Annotated in this window: 22 protein-coding genes; 15 read left to right on the top strand and 7 right to left on the bottom strand. The window is 71.3% G+C overall.

The annotated features are described in order from the left end of the window. Window positions 1-24: 24 nt before the first annotated feature. Complete coding sequence (locus tag ACFY3C_RS43505) at window positions 25-825, top strand: CPBP family intramembrane glutamic endopeptidase (RefSeq protein WP_390774879.1); 801 nt, start codon at window positions 25-27, stop codon at window positions 823-825. Here the strand turns inward: ACFY3C_RS43505 and ACFY3C_RS43500 are convergent. After that, window positions 822-1,637, bottom strand: coding sequence for a PhzF family phenazine biosynthesis protein (locus ACFY3C_RS43500; protein ID WP_390774859.1), 816 nt, complete (start codon window positions 1,635-1,637; stop codon window positions 822-824). The two genes, ACFY3C_RS43505 and ACFY3C_RS43500, sit on opposite strands and share 4 nt — an antisense overlap. Window positions 1,638-1,681: 44 nt before the next feature. Then, complete coding sequence (locus ACFY3C_RS43495) at window positions 1,682-2,143, bottom strand: hypothetical protein (RefSeq protein ID WP_390774858.1); 462 nt, start codon at window positions 2,141-2,143, stop codon at window positions 1,682-1,684. Between the two features lie 93 nt (window positions 2,144-2,236). Here ACFY3C_RS43495 and ACFY3C_RS43490 point away from each other — a divergent pair, with 93 nt between their 5' ends. Further along, a complete protein-coding gene (locus ACFY3C_RS43490) occupies window positions 2,237-2,602 on the top strand; it encodes a MerR family transcriptional regulator (protein ID WP_390774857.1) in 366 nt (121 codons plus the stop codon). Window positions 2,603-2,736: 134 nt separating this feature from the next. Beyond that, window positions 2,737-3,363 (top strand): PadR family transcriptional regulator, encoded by a 627-nt coding sequence (locus ACFY3C_RS43485; RefSeq protein ID WP_390774878.1) that lies wholly within the window; start codon window positions 2,737-2,739, stop codon window positions 3,361-3,363. Between the two features lie 92 nt (window positions 3,364-3,455). Here the strand turns inward: ACFY3C_RS43485 and ACFY3C_RS43480 are convergent, their stop codons facing one another. Further along, entirely contained in the window at window positions 3,456-3,884 is a 429-nt protein-coding gene (locus ACFY3C_RS43480; RefSeq protein WP_101417065.1) for an SRPBCC family protein, read from the bottom strand. 235 nt (window positions 3,885-4,119) lie between these two features. Between ACFY3C_RS43480 and ACFY3C_RS43475 the strand changes: the two genes are divergently transcribed. Further along, entirely contained in the window at window positions 4,120-4,701 is a 582-nt protein-coding gene (locus ACFY3C_RS43475; protein ID WP_390774856.1) for a Clp protease N-terminal domain-containing protein, read from the top strand. A 93-nt stretch (window positions 4,702-4,794) separates the two neighbouring features. Further along, window positions 4,795-5,799, top strand: coding sequence for a DMT family transporter (locus ACFY3C_RS43470; protein ID WP_390774855.1), 1,005 nt, complete (start codon window positions 4,795-4,797; stop codon window positions 5,797-5,799). 235 nt (window positions 5,800-6,034) lie between these two features. Here ACFY3C_RS43470 and ACFY3C_RS43465 read toward each other — a convergent pair whose 3' ends face one another. Then, on the bottom strand, window positions 6,035-6,718 hold the full coding sequence (locus tag ACFY3C_RS43465; RefSeq protein WP_390774854.1) for a pyridoxamine 5'-phosphate oxidase family protein: 684 nt from the start codon (window positions 6,716-6,718) through the stop codon (window positions 6,035-6,037). A gap of 35 nt (window positions 6,719-6,753) precedes the next feature. On the opposite strand from ACFY3C_RS43465, the gene ACFY3C_RS43460 reads away from it, so the two are divergent. Then, complete coding sequence (locus ACFY3C_RS43460) at window positions 6,754-8,085, top strand: aminotransferase class I/II-fold pyridoxal phosphate-dependent enzyme (protein WP_390774853.1); 1,332 nt, start codon at window positions 6,754-6,756, stop codon at window positions 8,083-8,085. A gap of 47 nt (window positions 8,086-8,132) precedes the next feature. Here the strand turns inward: ACFY3C_RS43460 and ACFY3C_RS43455 are convergent, their stop codons facing one another. Further along, complete coding sequence (locus ACFY3C_RS43455; protein ID WP_390774852.1) at window positions 8,133-9,062, bottom strand: DMT family transporter; 930 nt, start codon at window positions 9,060-9,062, stop codon at window positions 8,133-8,135. Between the two features lie 74 nt (window positions 9,063-9,136). Between ACFY3C_RS43455 and ACFY3C_RS43450 the strand changes: the two genes are divergently transcribed. Continuing rightward, window positions 9,137-10,039 (top strand): LysR family transcriptional regulator, encoded by a 903-nt coding sequence (locus tag ACFY3C_RS43450; RefSeq protein WP_390774851.1) that lies wholly within the window; start codon window positions 9,137-9,139, stop codon window positions 10,037-10,039. Window positions 10,040-10,042: 3 nt separating this feature from the next. Here the strand turns inward: ACFY3C_RS43450 and ACFY3C_RS43445 are convergent, their stop codons facing one another. Beyond that, a complete protein-coding gene (locus ACFY3C_RS43445; protein ID WP_390774850.1) occupies window positions 10,043-10,510 on the bottom strand; it encodes a pyridoxamine 5'-phosphate oxidase family protein in 468 nt (155 codons plus the stop codon). 149 nt (window positions 10,511-10,659) lie between these two features. Here ACFY3C_RS43445 and ACFY3C_RS43440 point away from each other — a divergent pair, with 149 nt between their 5' ends. Further along, the gene (locus ACFY3C_RS43440; protein ID WP_390774849.1) at window positions 10,660-11,304 is read left to right on the top strand and encodes a cysteine hydrolase; all 645 of its coding nucleotides are present in this window, start codon (window positions 10,660-10,662) and stop codon (window positions 11,302-11,304) included. 6 nt (window positions 11,305-11,310) lie between these two features. On the opposite strand, the gene ACFY3C_RS43435 is transcribed toward ACFY3C_RS43440, so the two are convergent. Beyond that, complete coding sequence (locus ACFY3C_RS43435) at window positions 11,311-11,829, bottom strand: Rieske (2Fe-2S) protein (protein ID WP_390774848.1); 519 nt, start codon at window positions 11,827-11,829, stop codon at window positions 11,311-11,313. Window positions 11,830-12,003: 174 nt separating this feature from the next. Here ACFY3C_RS43435 and ACFY3C_RS43430 point away from each other — a divergent pair, with 174 nt between their 5' ends. The 7 genes from ACFY3C_RS43430 to ACFY3C_RS43400 all read left to right on the top strand — a co-directional run bounded on the left by ACFY3C_RS43430 (window position 12,004) and on the right by ACFY3C_RS43400 (window position 18,289). Continuing rightward, window positions 12,004-12,768 (top strand): HipA family kinase, encoded by a 765-nt coding sequence (locus ACFY3C_RS43430; protein ID WP_390774847.1) that lies wholly within the window; start codon window positions 12,004-12,006, stop codon window positions 12,766-12,768. Then, window positions 12,765-13,214 (top strand): DUF3037 domain-containing protein, encoded by a 450-nt coding sequence (locus tag ACFY3C_RS43425; protein ID WP_390774846.1) that lies wholly within the window; start codon window positions 12,765-12,767, stop codon window positions 13,212-13,214. Before ACFY3C_RS43430 ends, ACFY3C_RS43425 begins: the two co-directional genes overlap by 4 nt. A gap of 147 nt (window positions 13,215-13,361) precedes the next feature. Then, window positions 13,362-14,123, top strand: coding sequence for a 3-oxoacyl-ACP reductase FabG (fabG, locus tag ACFY3C_RS43420; RefSeq protein ID WP_390774845.1), 762 nt, complete (start codon window positions 13,362-13,364; stop codon window positions 14,121-14,123). A gap of 28 nt (window positions 14,124-14,151) precedes the next feature. Then, window positions 14,152-14,916 carry an SDR family oxidoreductase gene (locus ACFY3C_RS43415; protein WP_381656680.1) on the top strand — a complete coding sequence of 255 codons (765 nt, stop codon included), beginning with the start codon at window positions 14,152-14,154 and terminating at the stop codon, window positions 14,914-14,916. Between the two features lie 201 nt (window positions 14,917-15,117). Continuing rightward, window positions 15,118-16,695 (top strand): ABC transporter substrate-binding protein, encoded by a 1,578-nt coding sequence (locus tag ACFY3C_RS43410; protein ID WP_390774844.1) that lies wholly within the window; start codon window positions 15,118-15,120, stop codon window positions 16,693-16,695. Window positions 16,696-16,777: 82 nt separating this feature from the next. After that, on the top strand, window positions 16,778-17,461 hold the full coding sequence (gene ung, locus ACFY3C_RS43405; RefSeq protein WP_390774843.1) for a uracil-DNA glycosylase: 684 nt from the start codon (window positions 16,778-16,780) through the stop codon (window positions 17,459-17,461). Window positions 17,462-17,767: 306 nt separating this feature from the next. After that, window positions 17,768-18,289: a hypothetical protein gene (locus ACFY3C_RS43400; RefSeq protein ID WP_389186440.1), complete on the top strand. Its 522-nt coding sequence runs from the start codon at window positions 17,768-17,770 to the stop codon at window positions 18,287-18,289. The last annotated feature ends 91 nt before the right edge of the window (window positions 18,290-18,380 follow it).

Genomic DNA, 18,380 nt, shown 5'->3' with positions numbered 1-18,380 from the left:
CGCATGACCGGACCGAAGGCAGGAGTGCACGTGGAGGCTGACCCGGTGGCCGAGGCGTACCCGCGGGAGCGGTTCTCGCGGCGGATCCTCCGCGACGAGACGCTGCTCGTCCTGGGGCTCTCGCTGGGCGCGAGCGGGGTGTCCGCGCTGATCAGCTTCGTCGGGTCGGTCACCAAACCGGGCGGGCTCAAGGAGCAGGCGGCCACCCTCAACGCCTCGGCCGCGCCCGGCCGCCCCTGGCTCGACCTCGCCTGGCAGCTCTTCGGCATCGCCAGCGCGCTGGTCCCCGTGGCCCTGGTGGCCCACCTGCTGCTGCGCGAGGGCGAGAGCATGCGCACGCTGGGCTTCGACCGCACCCGCCCCTGGCCCGACCTCGGCCGGGGCGCGGGCGTCGCGGCCGTGATCGGAAGCACCGGCATCGCCTTCTACCTGGCCGCCCGCGGCCTCGGCTTCAACCTCACCGTGGTGCCCGAGGCGCTGCCCGACGTGTGGTGGAAGTACCCGGTGCTGATCCTGTCCGCACTGCAGAACGCGATCCTCGAAGAGGTCATCGTCGTCGGCTATCTGCTGCGCAGACTGGGGCAGTTGGGCTGGACCCCGGGGACCGCACTGGTGGCCAGCGCGGTCCTGCGCGGCTCGTACCACCTCTACCAGGGCATCGGCGGCTTCATCGGCAACATGGTCATGGGCGTGGTCTTCGTCTGGCTCTACCGCCGCTGGGGCCGGGTCGGTCCGCTGGTCGTCGCACACTCCCTGCTCGACATCGGCGCCTTCGTCGGCTACGCCCTGCTCGCCGGCAAGGTGGGCTGGCTGCCCACGGCCTAGGACGCGAGCAGTTCGCCCTCGATGACCGTGACCGCGCCGCCGGTGAGCAGGGTGCGGTCGCCGCGCAGGCCGGTGCGGACCAGGCCGGTGCGACGGGAGGCCTGCAGACCGGTGAGGTCGCTTCGGCCCAGGCGGGCGGACCAGTGCGGGGCGAGGGCGGTGTGCGCGCTGCCGGTGACCGGGTCCTCGTCGATGCCGAGGTTCGGGAAGAAGCAGCGGGACACGTAGTCGTAGCCGAGGGACGGGTCGTCGGCGAGCGCGGTGGCGATGATGCCGCGCGAGGAGTGAGCCGCGAGGGCCTTGAAGTCGGGGGCGAGCCCGCGGACCGTACGCTCGTCGGCCAGTTCCACCAGCAGGTCGCCGACGTCGGGGCCGGTGTCCTGGGCGCCGACCGGTTCGGCGCCCAGCGCCTTGCCGAGCCCGGCCGGGATCTCGACCGGGGTGAGCGGGGCGGCCGGGAAGTCCAGGGTGATCGAGCCGTCCGCACCGGGCGTGGCGATGAGAACCCCGCTGCGGGTGTCGAACCGCACCGGTCCCTCGTGGGCACCGGTGGTGTACAGGACATGGGCGGTGGCGAGGGTGGCGTGCCCGCACATCGCGACCTCGGTGACGGGCGTGAACCAGCGCAGCGCCCAGTCCGCCGCTCCGCCCTCGGGCAGCCGGTGCGCGAACGCCGTCTCGGCGTGGTTGACCTCCACAGCGATCTTCTGGAGCCAGTCGTCGCCCGGGAAGGCGTCGTCCAGGATCAGGACTCCGGCCGGGTTGCCGGCGAAGGGGCGGTCGGTGAAGGCGTCGACGATTCGGATGCGCATGGCCCCGACGCTAGGGGCGCGGGAACCGCGGGACCAAGGCCAATTCACGAGCCCTGGACCGATTTCGCTCCGGCGGCACGGCCGGCCGTGACCCATGGGGCGAGTTGGGCGACGCCGAACGCCACCTCCACGACCAGGAACGGCCACAGCACCCGCGGACCGCCGTGCGCCAGTGCGTACGCCTGCCACAGGGCGAAGAGCGTGCGCGCGACCCCGTCCAGGAGCCCGTGCAGCGGCAGCGGTCGTACGACCCGCAGGACGGACCAGACGACCACGACCGAGCCCATCAGGTTGGCGTACAGGACCTGCATCGGGTCGAGCGCTGGGAAGGCACCCAGCCCGGCCGCGTCACCCGCCTGAGCCAGCAGGCCGTGCACCAGTGTGTACGTCCACGGTGTCGCGAAGCCGGCGGTGACGAGCAGGTCGTACCAGCCGCTGGCCCGTACGAGGCGGAGATAGGCGGGGCGGTGGGGGACGGGGCGGTGGGGGACGGGGAAAAGGCTCACGAAGAACTCCTCGGGCGGGTCCGTCTCTGACGCGGCTCACGCTAAACAGCGGAGTACGCTCCAAGGTCAAGTCCGGGGAGCGGCGGGGGAGCCATGCGCATCGGAGAACTGGCCGCACAGGCGGGCCTGTCCAAGGACACCGTCCGCTTCTACGAGCGGATCGGGCTGATCGAGGGCCGCCGCCTGTCCAACGGCTACCGCGACTTCCCGCCCGAGACGCTGACCTGGCTGCACTACGTCCGCACCGCACAGACCCTCGGCTTCACGCTCGCGGAGATCGCCCGGCACGGCGCGGACCTGCGCGACGCCCCGGACAGCGCCGAGGCGCTGTCCGCACTCCTCGCCGACAAGATCCGCATCATCGACACCCGCATGTCCGAACTCGCGGCCCTGCGAGCCGATCTCACGTCCCGCGTCGGAACGGGCTGCCCGCTGCGGGCGGCCGGGGCGGACGCCTGAGACCCACCGGGACGACCCGGGAGCCATCCCCGAGAAGGGGCTTGCCACGCTATCGGTACCGATATATCGTTGAGGCATCGCGTAAGGAACGCGATCGATACGTGACTGATCAGCGATGGAATGGAGTGATCGTGATGCGTACCCACGGTTTTGAGCGTGGACATCGTCAGGACGGCCCGGGCCGGCACGGCTGGGGCGGGTTCGGTGGATCCGAAGGGCGCCGGGGTGCCTTCGGGCCCTTCGGTCCGGGTGGTCCCGGGTTCGGGCCCGGCTTCGGACCGGGACCCTGGGGGCCGCGAGGACGGGGCGGTCCGAGGGGAAGGGCGCGGCGCGGTGACGTGCGCGCCTCGATCCTGGCCCTGCTCAAGGAACGGCCCATGCACGGCTACGAGATGATCCAGGAGATCGCCGAGCGCAGCGGCGGCGCGTGGAAGCCCAGCCCCGGCTCGGTCTATCCCACCCTCCAGCTGCTGGAGGACGAGGGTCTGATCGCCAGCGAGAGCGAGGGCGGCAAGAAGCTGTTCGCCCTGACCGAGAGCGGCCGCAGCGCTGCCGAGGAAGGTCCGGAGGCCCCCTGGGAGGAGGCCTCGCGCGGGGTCGACTTCGAGGCCCTCGGTGAGATCCGGCAGGCCGGCTTCGGTCTGATGCAGGCCTTCGGGCAGGTCTGGAACACCGGCACCAAGGAACAGCGCGAGAAGGCGCTGGCCGTCATCAACGACGCCCGCAAGAAGCTGTACCTCATCCTCGCCGACGAGGACTGAGGTCTACGGCGACGGAAGGCGCCCCGTGGAGACTCCGCGGGGCGCCTTCCCGTGCCCGTCTCTGTGCCCGTCTGCTGTGTCTGTGCCCGGGCTCAGGCCACCAGTCCGCCCAGCTTGCGCAGCGACTCGTTCAGGGCGGCCGTCGCCGAGTCCTTGAGCTTGCCCGCCATCAGCGACACCGCGGCGCCGGTGAACTCGCCGTCGATGCGGACCGTCGTGGCGTCGCCGTCGGGGGTGAGCGTGTAGCGGGTGGCCACGGTCACGGCCATCGGGCCCTTGCCGCGGATGGCGAACACCCGGGCCGGCTCCAGCTCCTCGATGGTCCAGTCGACCTCCGCCGGGAAGCCCATCAGCTTCATGTTCTCCTGGAACGTCCCGCCCACCGCCAGGGTCTCGGGCCCGCCCTTGGGGAAGCTGGTGTGGGTCGCGTTCCACTCGCCGTACGCCGACCAGTCGGTCAGCTGGGTCCACACCTTCTCGGCCGGTGCCTGGATGCGTGCCTCGGCGCTGACTTCGGCCATGCGACCACCCCTTCGTTTCGGGCTTCGGTGTCGCGGAACGTAGCCTCAGGGCCTCGAACATTCAATACTGATGAATCGTCAGAAATTGTGTTCTCCGGGCCGGGCCTGCGGCCAAGAGTGGCCTGATCTCCTCCGTAAGGATGAGATTCCGACCGGTGACGTCCACTCTGTGCGGGACGCGAAAATGGTTCCCCTCGAGGATGACTCGGCCCGCTGGGGCTGATGGGGTAAGGGTGTGCAACACCGTATAGCCCGTCAGCCCGCCCATGGCCAGGGCGGACTGCCCATGGACGACGACGCCGGGCTCAGTGCCGAGCTGACGGCCGTGGTCGCCGGTGCCCGCCGCAGGGCTCTGCGGGACGGCGACCGGCAGATCGACACCGCCCATCTGCTCCACTCCCTTCTGGAGTCCGACCCCGAGGCCCGCGCCGCCATCGGGGATGCCCCGCAGCTCGCCCGGCTGTTCGGCTACCTCGTGCAGCGCAGCATCGGCTACGGGCTGCGCTGGCAGAGCGGCGTGGAGGACTCCGGCGCGATCGCGGTCGTACCAGACCCCGCCCTGTACGGCGGTGAACCGAAGGAGGCCGGGGGCTGGTCGCCCGTCGCGGCCGCCGCCATGGAGGCCGCCCGCCGGCGCGCCCGGCAGCGCGGCGAGACCCGCGCGGGCGGCACCGATCTGCTGGCCGCACTGGTGGTGGACCCGGAGTCCCGCGCCGTCGCGGTCCTGGAGCGCGCCGGCATCCCCGCAAGCGACCTGCGGGCCCGGATCGAGGCCCGCGCGGGGGAGTACGCCGGCGAGGGCGAGGCGGCCTGCTGAACCGTCGCACCGGCGCCCCTGTCGGCCCGGAAAGGTCCATCCCCTGAGACAGGTGTCACCGGGGGTGACGCTCATGTCAGCGCCTGTCATCATGTGCCGGTGCATACGTCTGAGAGCAGTCAGGGCAGCCGCGGCAAGGGTGTCGGGCTCGGTCTCGCGCTCGTTTCCGCGCTGGCCTTCGGCGGATCCGGAGTGGCGGCCAAACCTCTGATAGAGGCAGGTCTCGACCCGCTCCACGTGGTGTGGCTACGGGTGGCCGGCGCCGCCCTGGTGATGCTGCCGCTCGCCGTGCGGCACCGCGCCCTGGTGCGCCGCCGCCCCGCGCTGCTCGCCGGGTTCGGACTGCTCGCCGTCGCCGGTGTCCAGGCCTGCTACTTCGCCGCGCTCTCCCGCATCCCGGTCGGCGTGGCTCTGCTCGTCGAGTACCTGGCTCCTGCGCTGGTGCTCGGCTGGGTGCGGTTCGTGCAGCGCCGGCCCGTCTCGCGTGCCGCCGCCCTCGGCGTGGTGCTCGCGGCCGGCGGTCTCGCCTGCGTGGTGGAGGTGTGGTCGGGGCTGAGCTTCGATGCGATCGGCTTGCTCTTCGCGCTCGGCGCCGCCTGCTGCCAGGTCGGCTACTTCGTCCTGTCCGACCAGGGCAGCGAGGCCGGCGACCAGGCGCCGGACCCGCTCGGCGTCATCGCCTACGGCCTGCTCGTGGGGGCCGGCGTCCTGACCGTCGTGGCCCGCCCGTGGAGCATGGACTGGTCGGTGCTGGCCAGCTCCGCGGACATGAACGGCACCGCCGTCCCGGCCTTCGCCCTGCTCGGCTGGATCGTCCTGGTCGCCACGGTCGTCGCGTACATCACCGGCGTGCTGTCCGTACGACGGCTGTCCCCGCAGGTCGCGGGCGTCGTCGCCTGCCTGGAGGCGGTGGTGGCGACCGTCCTGGCCTGGGTGCTGCTCGGCGAGCACCTGTCGGCGCCGCAGATCGTGGGCGGTGCCGTCGTCCTCCTCGGCGCGTTCATCGCCCAGTCCTCCACGCCGGGCAAGGGTTCGAGCGAGCCGGTGGCCCAGGGCGGTGCGGAGCGGGAGCTGTCCACCCCGGGTGCGGCTGTCTAGGGCGCTGGGCATACCGCTGAACGCACTCGCCCTTCCGGCCCGGGCCGCCTGAGGCGGGCCTCCGGGAAGAAGGCGCCCGGCATGGGGTGCCGGGTGGAACGGCGCTGCCCACAGACGAAGTCAGCGCGCCCCGCCACGGCGACCGGCACCCTCCTGTTGCTCGACGCGGGATCGCGGGCCCGGCCTTCGCCGAGGGCCGGCGACCGCCGTGCGCCGGTCCCCTCTTGACCTCCGCTCAGAGCGCGGCCACGTACTCCGGGACGTCGATGCCGGGCGCCAGGTCGGCGTTGTCGAGGGGCGTGCCGTAGCCCTTGTGGAGCGGGACCACCCCGGCCCAGTGCGGCAGGTCGAGGTCCTCGGGCTCGTCGTTCGCGCCGCCGGTGCGGATCTTGGCGGAGACCTCGTCCAGGTCGAGGCGGATGACCGCGGTGGCGGCCAGCTCCTTCTTGTTCGCGGGCCGGGAGTCGGCGGCCCGGCCCGGCACGACCTGGTCCACCAGCGCGTCCAGGGCCAGCCGCCGCTCCTCGGGGTCGGTGACCTCGTGCGCGATGCCGTGCACCACCACGGAGCGGTAGTTGATCGAGTGGTGGAAGGCGGAGCGGGCGAGCACCAGCCCGTCGACATGGGTGACCGTCAGGCACACCGCGAGGCCCGGGTCCGCCTCACCGGTCATGCGCAGCGGGCGCGAACCCGTGGACCCGTGTACGTAGAGCCGCTCGCCGACCCGGCCGTACAGCGTCGGCAGCACCACCGGGGCACCGTCGCGGACGAAGCCGAGATGGCAGACGTAGCCCTCGTCGAGTATCGCGTGCACCACGTCCTTGTCGTACGACGCCTTCTGCGCGGATCGCGTTGGCACGGTGCGGTCGGTCGGGGTGTACGCGACGGGCTTCGGCGGAGTCTCCTGGGTCCCCTGCATGGCGTTCTCCATTGTACTAGTGCATAATTGGTTTTGTGCTAGGAGAGTATCCGATTCAGGGGCACGGCGCAGCTGAGATTGCGGCCAGTGTCGAGCGCGCGGTCGGCACCGGTGAGCTGGAGCCGGGCCAACCGCTGCCTCCCATGCGGGAGTTGGCGACCCGGCTCGGGGTGAACCCGAACACGGTCGCGGCCGCCTACCGCACCCTGCGGGAGCGCGGGGTGATCGAGACCGCCGGCCGCCGGGGCAGCAGGGTCCGGCCGAAGCCGGCGACGACGGGCCGCGAGCAGATCCGGGTGGCCGTACCGGAGGGCGTGCGGGACATGGCCGACGGCAACCCGGACCCCGCGCTGCTGCCCCACCTGGCTCAGGCGTTCGCGGCGGCCGCCGCGCAGGGCGACCGGGAACCCGTGCTGTACGGGCACGACCCGGTGGAGCCGGAGCTGGCGCGTCTCGCCCGCGCCGCCCTGGACGCCGACGGAGTGCCCGACGGCCCCATCGGCGTGGCCTCCGGATCCCTGGACGCCGTTGAACGGGTCCTCGCCGCGCATCTCAAACCGGGCGACCAGGTGGCGGTGGAGGACCCCGGCTGGGGCAGGGTGCTGGACCTCGTCCCGGCGCTCGGGTTGCGCACGGTGTCCGTCGACGTCGACGACGAAGGGCCACGCCCCGAGGACGTCAGGCGGGCACTGGAGTCCGGGGTGCGCGCCCTGATCGTCACGGACCGGGCGCAGAACCCGACCGGCGCCGCACTGACCGCCACGCGCGCGCGTGCGCTTCGGTCGGTGCTCCGGGAGTACCCCGAGACCCTGTTGATCGAGGACGACCACGGTCACGGCATCGTCGATGTGCCCCTGTCCCCGCTCGCCGGGGTCACCCGCCACTGGGTCTTCGTCCGCTCCGTCGCCAAGGCCTGGGGTCCGGATCTGCGCCTGGCCGTCTTCACCGGGGACGCGGTCACCGTGGACCGGGTGCGCGGGCGGCAGCGGCTGGGCGCCGGGTGGGTGAGCCTGCTCGTCCAGCGGGCCGTCGTGCGGCTGTGGAACGACGGCGCGGTGGACACGCGCGAGGTGGCGGCCTCGTACGGCGGTCGCAGGGATGCCCTGATCGAGGCCCTGACCGAACGTGGCGTGCCGGCGCACGGCCGCAGCGGCATGAACGTCTGGGTCCCGGTCCCCGACGAGACGGGCGTGGTGGCCCGTCTGCTGCACGCGGGCTGGGCCGTCTCCCCGGGCGCCCGCTTCCGCCTGAACGCACCACCGGGGATCCGCATCACGATCTCGGCGCTGAAGACGGAGGAGACCGGTGAGCTGGCGGATGCGGTGGCGGCGGCGGTGGGCCCGACACCGGCCAGGACGTATGTGTAGCGAAGGCCGAACACCCGCACCCGCACCCGCGCAAGCCCCTCGCCCCCTCAGGTCTTCCGCTTCACCTGAGTGAGCGCAGCCCCCGCAAGAACGATCACTGCCCCCACCGGCGTGGTCCAGCGGAGCGACTCCCCAAGGATCGCCACCCCTGCAGCCGTAGCGATGACCGGGATGAAGTACGTGACCATCTGGGCTGTGGTGGGCCCGACTTCCGCGACCAACCCGTACTGAATGAGAACCGCCAGCCCCGTCCCCAAGGCCCCCAGCGCGGCGATCGCCAGCAGCGGAACGAACGAGAAGTGCGCCGGAAGGCTGGTGAACAGAGGTGTCACCACGGCCAGTTGAACGGTCGCCAACAGCAACTGCGCCCCCGTCATTGCCAGATGCGAGTTCCCCGTCCCCGCCAGCGTCCGCCGCACATAGATCCACCCGATCGGATAGCTCAGCGAGGCCAGCAGGGCCATGGCGGTACCCGTGGCATCAAGCCCGTGGAACCCCTGCCATGCACCGAGCACTGTCAGCACCCCCAGGAAGCCCAGGCCGAGGCCGGCGAAGCGAACCCGCGTGGGCCGGTCCTCCGAGAGCGCGACCAGGGACAGTGCCATGCCCCACAGCGGCGAAGTGGCGTTGCAGATGCCCGCCAGCGTGGAGGGGATCGTCAGCTCCGAGTAGGCGAAGAGGGAGAACGGCAGCGCGTTCAGGAAGAGCGCGGCGACCGCCATGTGCCCCCAGACCCGCGCCCCCCGCGGCAGCCGCTCCCGCTTCACGGCCATCGTCGCCGCCAGCACCGCCGTACCGAAGACCAGCCGGCCCAGGGTGACCTGGAAGGGCGCGTAGCCCTCCGTACCCACCTTGATCAACAGGAAGCTGAAGCCCCAGATCAGGGAGAGGGCGCCGAAGCGCAGCCGCCAGTCGAGGCGGGGGCGGGGGCGGGCAGGGGCGGGGGACTGGGTTCGGGGTGCGGTGACCGTGCTCATGGCATCAACGATGCTGGAGGCAACCTCGTAGCACAATCGAGATTTCCCACTCGGTATCTCTTAGGATTGCTTACATGTTGAACCTGGAGCGCCTGCGCACCCTGGACGCCCTCGCCCGGCACGGCTCGGTCAGTGCCGCCGCCGAGGCGCTGCACGTCACCACGTCCGCGGTCTCGCAGCAGCTGGGCAAGCTGGAGCGGGAGGTCGGCCAGCAGCTGCTGGCCAAGAACGGGCGGGGTGTGCGGCTCACGGATGCCGGGCGGCTGCTGTCCGAGCACGCGGACCGCATCCTCTCGCAGGTCGAGCTGGCCCAGTCCGACCTGGAGGCGCACCGCGGCCAGGTCGTCGGCGAACTGCGGCTCTCGGCGTTCCCGACCGCCGCCCGCGGCCTGTTCCCGACCGCGCTCGGCGCCCTGCGCGCCCAGCATCCGGGGCTGCGGGTGCGCTCCAGCGAACTGGAACCGGAGCAGGGCATCGCCGGTGTCGTGCGCGGCGACCTCGATCTCGCGGTCGTCCTCGACTGGTACAACAAGCCGATGCCCGTGCCGGACGGCCTCGTCAAGGCTCCGCTGCTGGACGACGCGGCCGACGTCGCCCTGCCCGTCGGGCACCGGCTCGCGGACCGGGACGAGGTGGACCTCGCCGAGTTCGCCGAGGACGAGTGGATCACCTGGGGCGAGGGCGAGTTCTGTCACGAGTGGCTGATGTTCACGCTGCGCTCGAAGGGCATCGAGCCGATCGTCGGCCACCGGGCCGGCGAGACCCACACCCAACTCGGCCTGGTCGCCGCCGGGTTGGGCGTGTGCATCGCACCGCTGCTGGGTCGCGACCCGGTGCCGCCGGGCATCGTCATGGTCCCGCTCAAGCAGCGCGTACGCAGGCATGTGTACGTCGTCTGGCGCGCGGACGCCGACCGCCGCCCCTCGATCCGGGCGGCGGTCGAGGCCCTGCGCACGTCGGCCCGGCAGTCCGGCTGAGCGCTACGCCCCGAGCTTGCGGAAGTCCCAGGACACGATCTTCTCCGGGGTCAGCCGCACCCAGGCGTGCCGGCCGTCGTGCGGCATCTCGTCCAGGCCGAAGTTCTTGCGGGCGAACAGCGTCTCCGCCGTGTCGAGTTCGGCGCACAGCTCGCCGATGCGCGGCGCCTCGCCGACGAACTCCACCCGCCCGGACAGCTCGACCCCGCGCAACTGGTCGTACTCCTCGCCCGAGTCGACCACGACCGCCACGCGCGGATCGCGGCACAGCTGGGTCCAGCGCCGGCTGCGCACCACCGAGTACAGCCACAGCGAGGTGCCGTCCCAGGCGAACCAGAGCGCGCTGACGTGCGGCGCGCCGTCCGCCGAGACCGTGGCGACCCGGCAGGTGCGCTGGCTGGTCAGGAACGTGTCCAGCTCACCGGGCGTCATCATGATCTTCCGGCCCCGGCGCTGCTGAGTGACGGTCATACGGCCCCCTCTTCTCCCACGTCGTGCCAGAGGACTTGCGCGTGCTGTTGATCCTCTGACATCACGTCAGAAAAGGGAATGGGTCGACTTCCGCTGTTGCCTCGTTGTGGTTACTCTCACCGCCCCGCACCTCGGCGAACGGAGGCGCCATGCCGTCGTACGAAGAACTCGGCGAACTGCTCGATCCGGCGAGCACGGTCCTGCTGACCGTGGAGTGCCAGCAGGGGGTGGTCGGCCCGGACAGCGCGCTGCCCGAACTCGCCAGCGAGGCCCGCTCCTCCGGCGCCCTGCGCAACGTGGCCCGGCTGGTCGCCGCCGCGCACGAGACCGGGGTGCAGGTGATCCACGCCCTCGCCGAGCGCCGCCCGGACGGCCGTGGCGCGAACCGCAACGCCCGCCTCTTCCGCGCCGCCGAACGGCTCCCCGTCCAGCAGCTGACCGGCACCACCGCGGTGCGGGTCGCGCCCCCGATCGAGGTCACCGAGGAGGACTTCGTCGTACGAAGGCTGCACGGCCTGTCCCCGATCCAGGGCACCGAGGTCGACGCGCTGCTGCGCAACCTCGGCTGCCGCGCCCTGATCGTCACCGGCGTCTCTGCCAACGTGGCCGTGCCCAACGCGGTGTTCGACGCGGTCAACCGTGGCTACACCGCCGTCGTCCCGGCCGACGCCATCGCGGGTGTGCCCGCCGACTACACCCCCGCGTTGATCCGCAACACCCTCGCCCTGGTCGCCACGATCACGTCCACGGACGAGGTGCTCGGCTGCTTCAAACGGCCGCGACGGCGGCCGTGAAGCGACTCAGGCCAGCTTGATCTCGTCGCCGGAGACGGTGATCTTCGCGGCGGCCAGCGCCTGGGTCGCGGGACCCTTCTTCACACTGCCGTCCTCGGCGGAGAAGTGGCTGTTGTGGCACGGGCAGACGATCACTCCGTCGGCCACACTGCCCACCGCGCAGCCCTGATGGGTGCACTTCGAGGAGAACGCCTTGTAGGTGCCCGCCGCGGGCTGGGTGACCACCACGCCCTGGTCCTTGAAGATCTTGCCGCCGCCCTCCGGGATGTCCGTGGTCTTGGCGAGCGTCGTGCCGCCGGCCGAACCCCCCGCGGCCGAGGAACCGCTGTCCTGCGAGGCCCCGGTGGATCCCGTGGAGCCGGTGGCCCCGGTCGTGCCGGACGAACCGGACCCGGTGTCGACGGTGTCCGACGAGTCGTCCGAACCGCAGGCGGTCAGCGCGGCGGCGAGCCCGGCCGCTCCGGCCGCCGCCATGACGGTACGACGGGCCGGTCCCGCTTCGGGCTTGATCGATGCGCTGGTCATGTGGGCGTTCCCTTCCGCGAAGCTTCTCGTGATCCGTCCAGGGGTACGGTCCACGGGCACCACCTGTTCAGACGGGCAACCAGATCCTTGCCCGGCGGGCATGAGGCGGCCGTAAACCACAGCTGTCGACACGCTGTCGGCGGAGCGCGGCGCCCGCGCCAGTAACCTGGGGCGATGCTCAAGGAAGTCACCGTGACCCGCTACATCACGCCGCTGCGTGAGGGCGGCTCCTTGCCGGGGCTCGTCGAGGCCGACGACTTCGGGACGTACGTCATGAAGTTCACCGGCGCCGGACAGGGCCGCAAGACACTGGTCGCCGAGGTCGTCTGCGGCGAACTCGCCCGCCGGCTCGGATTCCGGATGCCCCGCCTCGTCACCCTGGAGCTGGACTCCGTCCTGGGGCTCGGCGAGCCCGAGCAGCAGGTGCAGGAGCTGCTCCGGTCCAGCGGCGGCACCAACCTCGGCATGGACTTCCTCTCCGGCGCCCTCGGCTACGACCCGCTCGCCTTCCCGGTGAGCCCCGAGGAGGCCGGGCGGATCGTCTGGTTCGACGCGCTGATCAATAACGTTGACCGCTCCTGGCGCAACCCAAACCTCCTCGTGCACCGCGGCGAGCTGTGGCTCATCGACCACGGCGCCACGATGATCTGGCACCACAACTGGCCCTCCGTCGAGGCCTCGGCGGCCCGCCCCTACGACGCCTCCGACCACGCCCTCGCCCGGTTCGCCCCGGACGTGACCGCCGCCGCGGCGGAGCTGGCCCCCAAGGTCACCGAGGACCTCCTGGCCGAGGTCACCGCCGAGATCCCCGACGCCTGGCTGGCCGGCGAGCCCGGCTTCGACACCCCGGACGACCTGCGGCGGGCCTACATGCGGCCGCTGCTCGCCCGGGCGGCCGTCGTCGCCGAGCGCATCACCGGTATCGAGGAGGGCAAGTGAGCGAGACCCGCATCCACATGGCCGGCCATGTGGTCGAGCGCCACATCACCCGGGCGGGCCAGGGCGGCGACCGGGACGTGTTCGAGTACGCCCTGCTGCGGGTCGTCCCCCGCGTCGAGCGCGGCGAGTGCATCAACGCGGGCGTGGTCGTCTACTGCCGCGCCCAGGCCTACGTCGGCGCCCGCAGCCACCTGGACGAGGCCCGGCTGCTCGCCCTCGACCCCGAGGCCGACGTGGCCGGGGTGCGGGCCGCGCTCGCCGCGATCGAGCGTCACTGCGCGGGCGGCGAGGAGGCCGGGCAGGCGGCCGGCGACGACCCGGGACGCCGCTACCGCTGGCTGATCGCACCCCGCTCCACCATCGTCCAGCCCGGACCCGTGCACACCGGACTGACCACCGACCCGGCGGCCGAAACCGAGCGTCTGCTGGATCTCCTGGTGAGGTAATGGATCACACCACCCGGTGTCCCGTTGACACCGGGTGCCAGGACTTCTAGCGTCACTCGTGCTGAAGGTACTAAGCGGTCGCTCACCGCACCACACAGGCTCCCTCAAGAGCCAGACAGGTTCTCTCAAGGGCGAGGAGAAGCAGGAATGTCCACCACTGAACAGCGGGTCGCGATCGTCACCGGCGCGGCGCGCGGCATCGGCGCCGCCACCGCCGTACGACTGGCCGCCGAGGGTCGCGCGGTCGCCGTGATCGACCTCGACGAGGCCGCCTGCAAGGACACCGTGGAGAAGATCACCGCGGCCGGCGGCAAGGCCATCGCGGTCGGCGCGGACGTCTCCGACGAGGCGCAGGTGGAGGCCGCCGTCGCCCGGGTCGCGGCGGAGCTGGGCGCGCCGACGATCCTGGTCAACAACGCGGGTGTGCTGCGCGACAACCTGCTGTTCAAGATGAGCGTCTCCGACTGGGACACCGTCCTGAGCGTCCACCTGCGCGGCTCGTTCCTGATGACCAAGGCCGTCCAGAAGCACATGGTCGACGCGGGATTCGGCCGGGTCGTCAACCTGTCCTCGTCCTCGGCGCTCGGCAACCGCGGCCAGGCGAACTACTCGGCCGCCAAGGCCGGTCTGCAGGGCTTCACCAAGACCCTCGCCATCGAGCTGGGCAAGTTCGGCATCACCGCCAACGCCGTCGCCCCCGGCTTCATCGCCACCGAGATGACCAAGGCCACCGCCGACCGGGTCGGCATGGGCTTCGACGACTTCAAGAAGGCCGCCGCCACCCAGATCCCCGTGCAGCGCGTCGGCGAGCCCGAGGACATCGCCAACGCCATCGCCTTCTTCACCGGCGAGGCGGCCGGCTTCGTCTCCGGCCAGGTCCTGTACGTGGCCGGCGGACCGCTCAACTAGGGAACTCGGGACACAGGGGTACACGGACATGACTGAACTCCCGGAGCTTTCCGGCAAGGTCGCGCTGGTCACCGGCGCGAGCCGCGGCATCGGCTACGGCGTCGCCGAGGCGCTGATCGCCCGCGGTGACCGCGTCTGCATCACCGGTCGCAACGAGGACGCCCTGAAGGAGGCCGTCGAGCAGCTCGGCGCCGAGCGGGTCATCGCCGTCGCCGGCAAGGCCCACGACCTCGCCCACCAGGCCGAGGCCGTCGAGCGCACCATGGAGGCCTTCGGCCGCGTCGACTTCCTGGTCAACAACGCCGGCACCAACCCGGTCTTCGGACCCATCGCCGACCTCGACCTGGACGTCGCCCGCAAGGTGTTCGAGACCAACGTGATCTCGGCGCTCGGCTTCGCCCAGAAGACCTGGCACGCCTGGCAGAAGGACAACGGCGGCGCGATCGTCAACATCGCCTCGATCGCGGGCCTCGCGCCCTCGCCGTTCATCGGCGCCTACGGCGTCAGCAAGGCCGCGATGATCAACCTGACCCAGCAGCTGGCGCACGAGTTCGCGCCGAAGGTGCGGGTCAACGCGATCGCCCCGGCCGTCGTGAAGACCAAGTTCGCCCAGGCCCTGTACGAGGGCCGGGAAGCGGAGGCGGCCGCCGCCTACCCGCTCGGCCGGCTCGGCGTGCCCTCCGACATCGGTGGGGCGGCCGCGTTCCTGACCTCCGCCCAGTCCGACTGGGTCACCGGCCAGACGCTCGTCGTGGACGGCGGCATCTTCCTCAACGCCGGCGTGGGCGCCTGACCTGCTCTGTCCGGTCGTCTCGTTCGGGCGCCGTTTCCCAGCGGAACGGCGCCCGAAACGCGTCACACGGTACGCACAGCGCAATGACAACGTCGTCATAGCACAATCGATCAAGAACGACCGCCACCGGGGTGGTTCAGAGGCCCGGACGCTGCGGTATGGTCTGCCGACCCTTGGTATGGCAGATCGAGGAGCGTGCGCGTGTTCAACCGGAACCGATTCCTGCGGAGAGTCGCGGCGATCGCGTCCATATCCCTGGTTGCCGGCTGCAGTCTGTTGTCCGACGGCGATCCCGACAGCAAGGGCCCCATCGTCGTGGGCACCACCAGTGCCCCCAGCACGCTCGACCCGGCCGGTGCCTGGGACGGCTCCTGGGAGCTGTACCGGAACATCTTCCAGACGCTTCTCGCCTACCCGAACGGCGCCACGACGCCCCAGCCCGACGCCGCCGAGAGCTGCTCCTTCACCGACTCCAGCAGCCGGACCTACCGCTGCAAGCTGCGCGAGGGCATGAGATTCGCCGACGGAGACCCGCTGGACGCCAAGGCGGTCCAGCACTCCATCGACCGCATCCGCACCATCAACGCCCCCGCAGGCCCCGCCGGACTCCTCGGCAGCCTGGAGAGCGTGGACACGGTCGGCGACCGCGAGGTGGTCTTCCACCTCAACCAGTCCGACGCCACCTTCCCGTTCGTGCTGGCCACCCCGGCCATGTCGATCGTCGACCCCGACGACTACCCCACGAACTCCCTGCGCAAGGACACCAAGGTCTTCGGCTCCGGGCCGTACGAGCTGCAGTCCTACGAGGAGGGCAAGCAGGCCGTCCTGGTCCGCAACGACCACTACGACGGCTTCGCCAAGCGGCAGAACGACGCGGTGACCATCCGCTACTTCCAGGACTCGGCCACCATGGTCAAGGCCCTGCACGACAAGCAGATCGACGTCACCTACCGCGGTCTGGCCGCCAACGACATCATCTCCCTGCAGCGGCACGGCAACACCGACCTCCAGCTGGTCGACGGCGCCGGCATGGACATCAGCTACCTGGTGTTCAACCCCAAGGACCCGATGGCCAAGCAGCCCGCCGTCCGCAAGGCCGTCGCCCAGGTCGTCGACCGGGGCGCCATCGCGCACAAGGTCTACAAGGACACCGTGGACCCGCTGTACTCCATGGTCCCCAAGGGTCTCACCGGCCACACCACGGCCTTCTTCGACGACTTCGGCGACCCGAGCGTGTCCAAGGCCCGCAAGACCCTCCAGAGCGCGGGCATCACCCAGCCCGTCCCGCTCACCCTCTGGTACACCACCGACCGCTATGGCTCCGAGACGGCCCTGATGTTCCAGGAGATCAAGCGGCAGCTGGACGCCTCCGGCCTGTTCTCGATCACCCTCAAGAGCCGCCCCTGGAAGACCTACGTGGTCGGCTACCAGAAGGGCGAGTACCCGGTGTTCGGCCGCGGCTGGTTCCCGGACTTCCCCGACGCGGACAACTTCATCGCGCCGTTCGTCGGCGAGAAGAACGCCCTCGGTACGCCGTACGACGCCAAGCAGATCACCTCGGAGCTGCTGCCCCGCTCGCGCGCCCAGAGCGACCGCGCCAAGGTGGTCAAGGACCTCAAGGAGGCCCAGCAGATCCTGGTGGACGACGCCCGGCTGATCCCGCTGTGGCAGGGGCGGCAGTACGTGGCGGCCACCGACGACATGTCCGGCGGCGAGCGCGCCCTCGACCCGTCGACGATCATGATGATGTGGGAGCTGCACCGCAAGACCAGCTGGTGATTCCGGCTCACGGCAGCGGTTGTCAGTGGTCGCCTGTAGGTTCTTGAGCCGGCAAGTGACCGCACATCGTGAGGACGTTGACGTGACCGACATCGCCATGCTGCCCGAGTCCTGGCGCGGGGTTCTGGGCGACGAGCTGCAGCAGCCCTACTTCAAGGAGCTGATCGAGTTCGTCGAGGAGGAGCGGGCGAACGGTCCCGTCTACCCGCCGCGCGACGAGGTCTTCGCCGCGCTGGCGGCGACGCCGTACGAGAAGGTCAAGGTCCTCGTCCTCGGCCAGGACCCGTACCACGGCGAGGGCCAGGGCCACGGCCTGTGCTTCTCGGTTCGCCCGGGGGTGAAGACCCCGCCCTCCCTCCGGAACATCTACAAGGAGATGAAGGAGGAGCTGGGCCTGCCCGTCCCGGACAACGGCTATCTGATGCCGTGGGCCGAGCAGGGCGTGCTGCTGCTCAACGCGGTGCTCACCGTCCGGGCCGGCGAGGCCAACTCGCACAAGGGCAAGGGCTGGGAGAAGTTCACCGACGCCGTCATCCGCGCGGTCGCCTCCCGGCCCGACCCGGCGGTCTTCGTGCTGTGGGGCAACTACGCGCAGAAGAAGCTCCCGCTGATCGACGAGACCCGGCACGTGGTGGTCAAGGGCGCGCACCCCTCGCCCCTGTCCGCGAAGAAGTTCTTCGGCTCCCGCCCGTTCACACAGATCAACGAGGCGATCGCCGCACAGGGCCACGAGGCGATCGACTGGACCATTCCGAACCTGGGCTGAGGCCGACCCGAGCGGGGTCTGGTGCGTGCAGCTGCAAGGCGGAGGAGGGAGTCGACGCGATGGGGGTCCCCCGCGCCAGCGCAGCCGGGCGTGGGGGAGTCGGCGAGTGACGACAACGCGGCAGATGTGCGTGCCAGGCCCCGCGTCGCCGGCGTGATCCAGAAGACACCCTCTAACCCGCCCCGCGGGCGGCCCCGTGTCGTACGGGGCCGCCTGCCCGGGATTGTCGTGCCCGCCGGTTAGCGTCGGGACGGACAGATGACCGGACAGCCGGCCAGACAGCCGACGACGGCCCCGGAGGACGTGGTGGCGGACAGACAGGAGCAGGCGGCGCCGGATGCCGTGCTGACGCGGATCGGGCAGGTCGTGATGCTGCATCACGGCGGCGACCGCGAGGAGGCCCGGCACCGCTTCCTCCAGCTGTGGGCGGAGATCGGCGAGGACGGCGCCCCGCTGCACCGCTGCACCCTGGCCCACTACCTGGCCGACACCCAGGACGACCCCGGCGACGAACTGGCCTGGGACCTCAGGGCGTTGTCGGCGGCGGAGGAGCTGGCGGACGGCCGCGGCGCCGGTGACCCGCTGAGCGTCCGCGCCTTCTTCCCCTCGCTCCACGTCAACCTGGCCGCCGACTACGTCAAGCTGGGCCGCGCCGAGGCCGCCCGCAGCCATCTGCGCCGGGCCCGCCGGGCCGCCGGCTCCCTGACCGACGACGGCTACGGCAACGGCGTACGGGCGGCGATCAGCCGCCTGGAGCTGCGCCTGGGGGAGGACGGCTCCCCGGGCGGCGACACCTGGGGCCCACCGCGACAGCGGCCCACTCCCTAGGTGTATTGACCCGCAGCGTTGTTCACGCGGCTGATCGGTGGCTGGCCGCCGAGTGCGGTGTGGCAGCGGTGGTGGTTGTAGGTGTGGAGGA

Source organism: Streptomyces sp. NPDC001410 (genome assembly GCF_042895235.1).
GTDB lineage: Bacteria > Actinomycetota > Actinomycetes > Streptomycetales > Streptomycetaceae > Streptomyces.
This window is presented reverse-complemented; position numbering and strand designations above follow the sequence as displayed.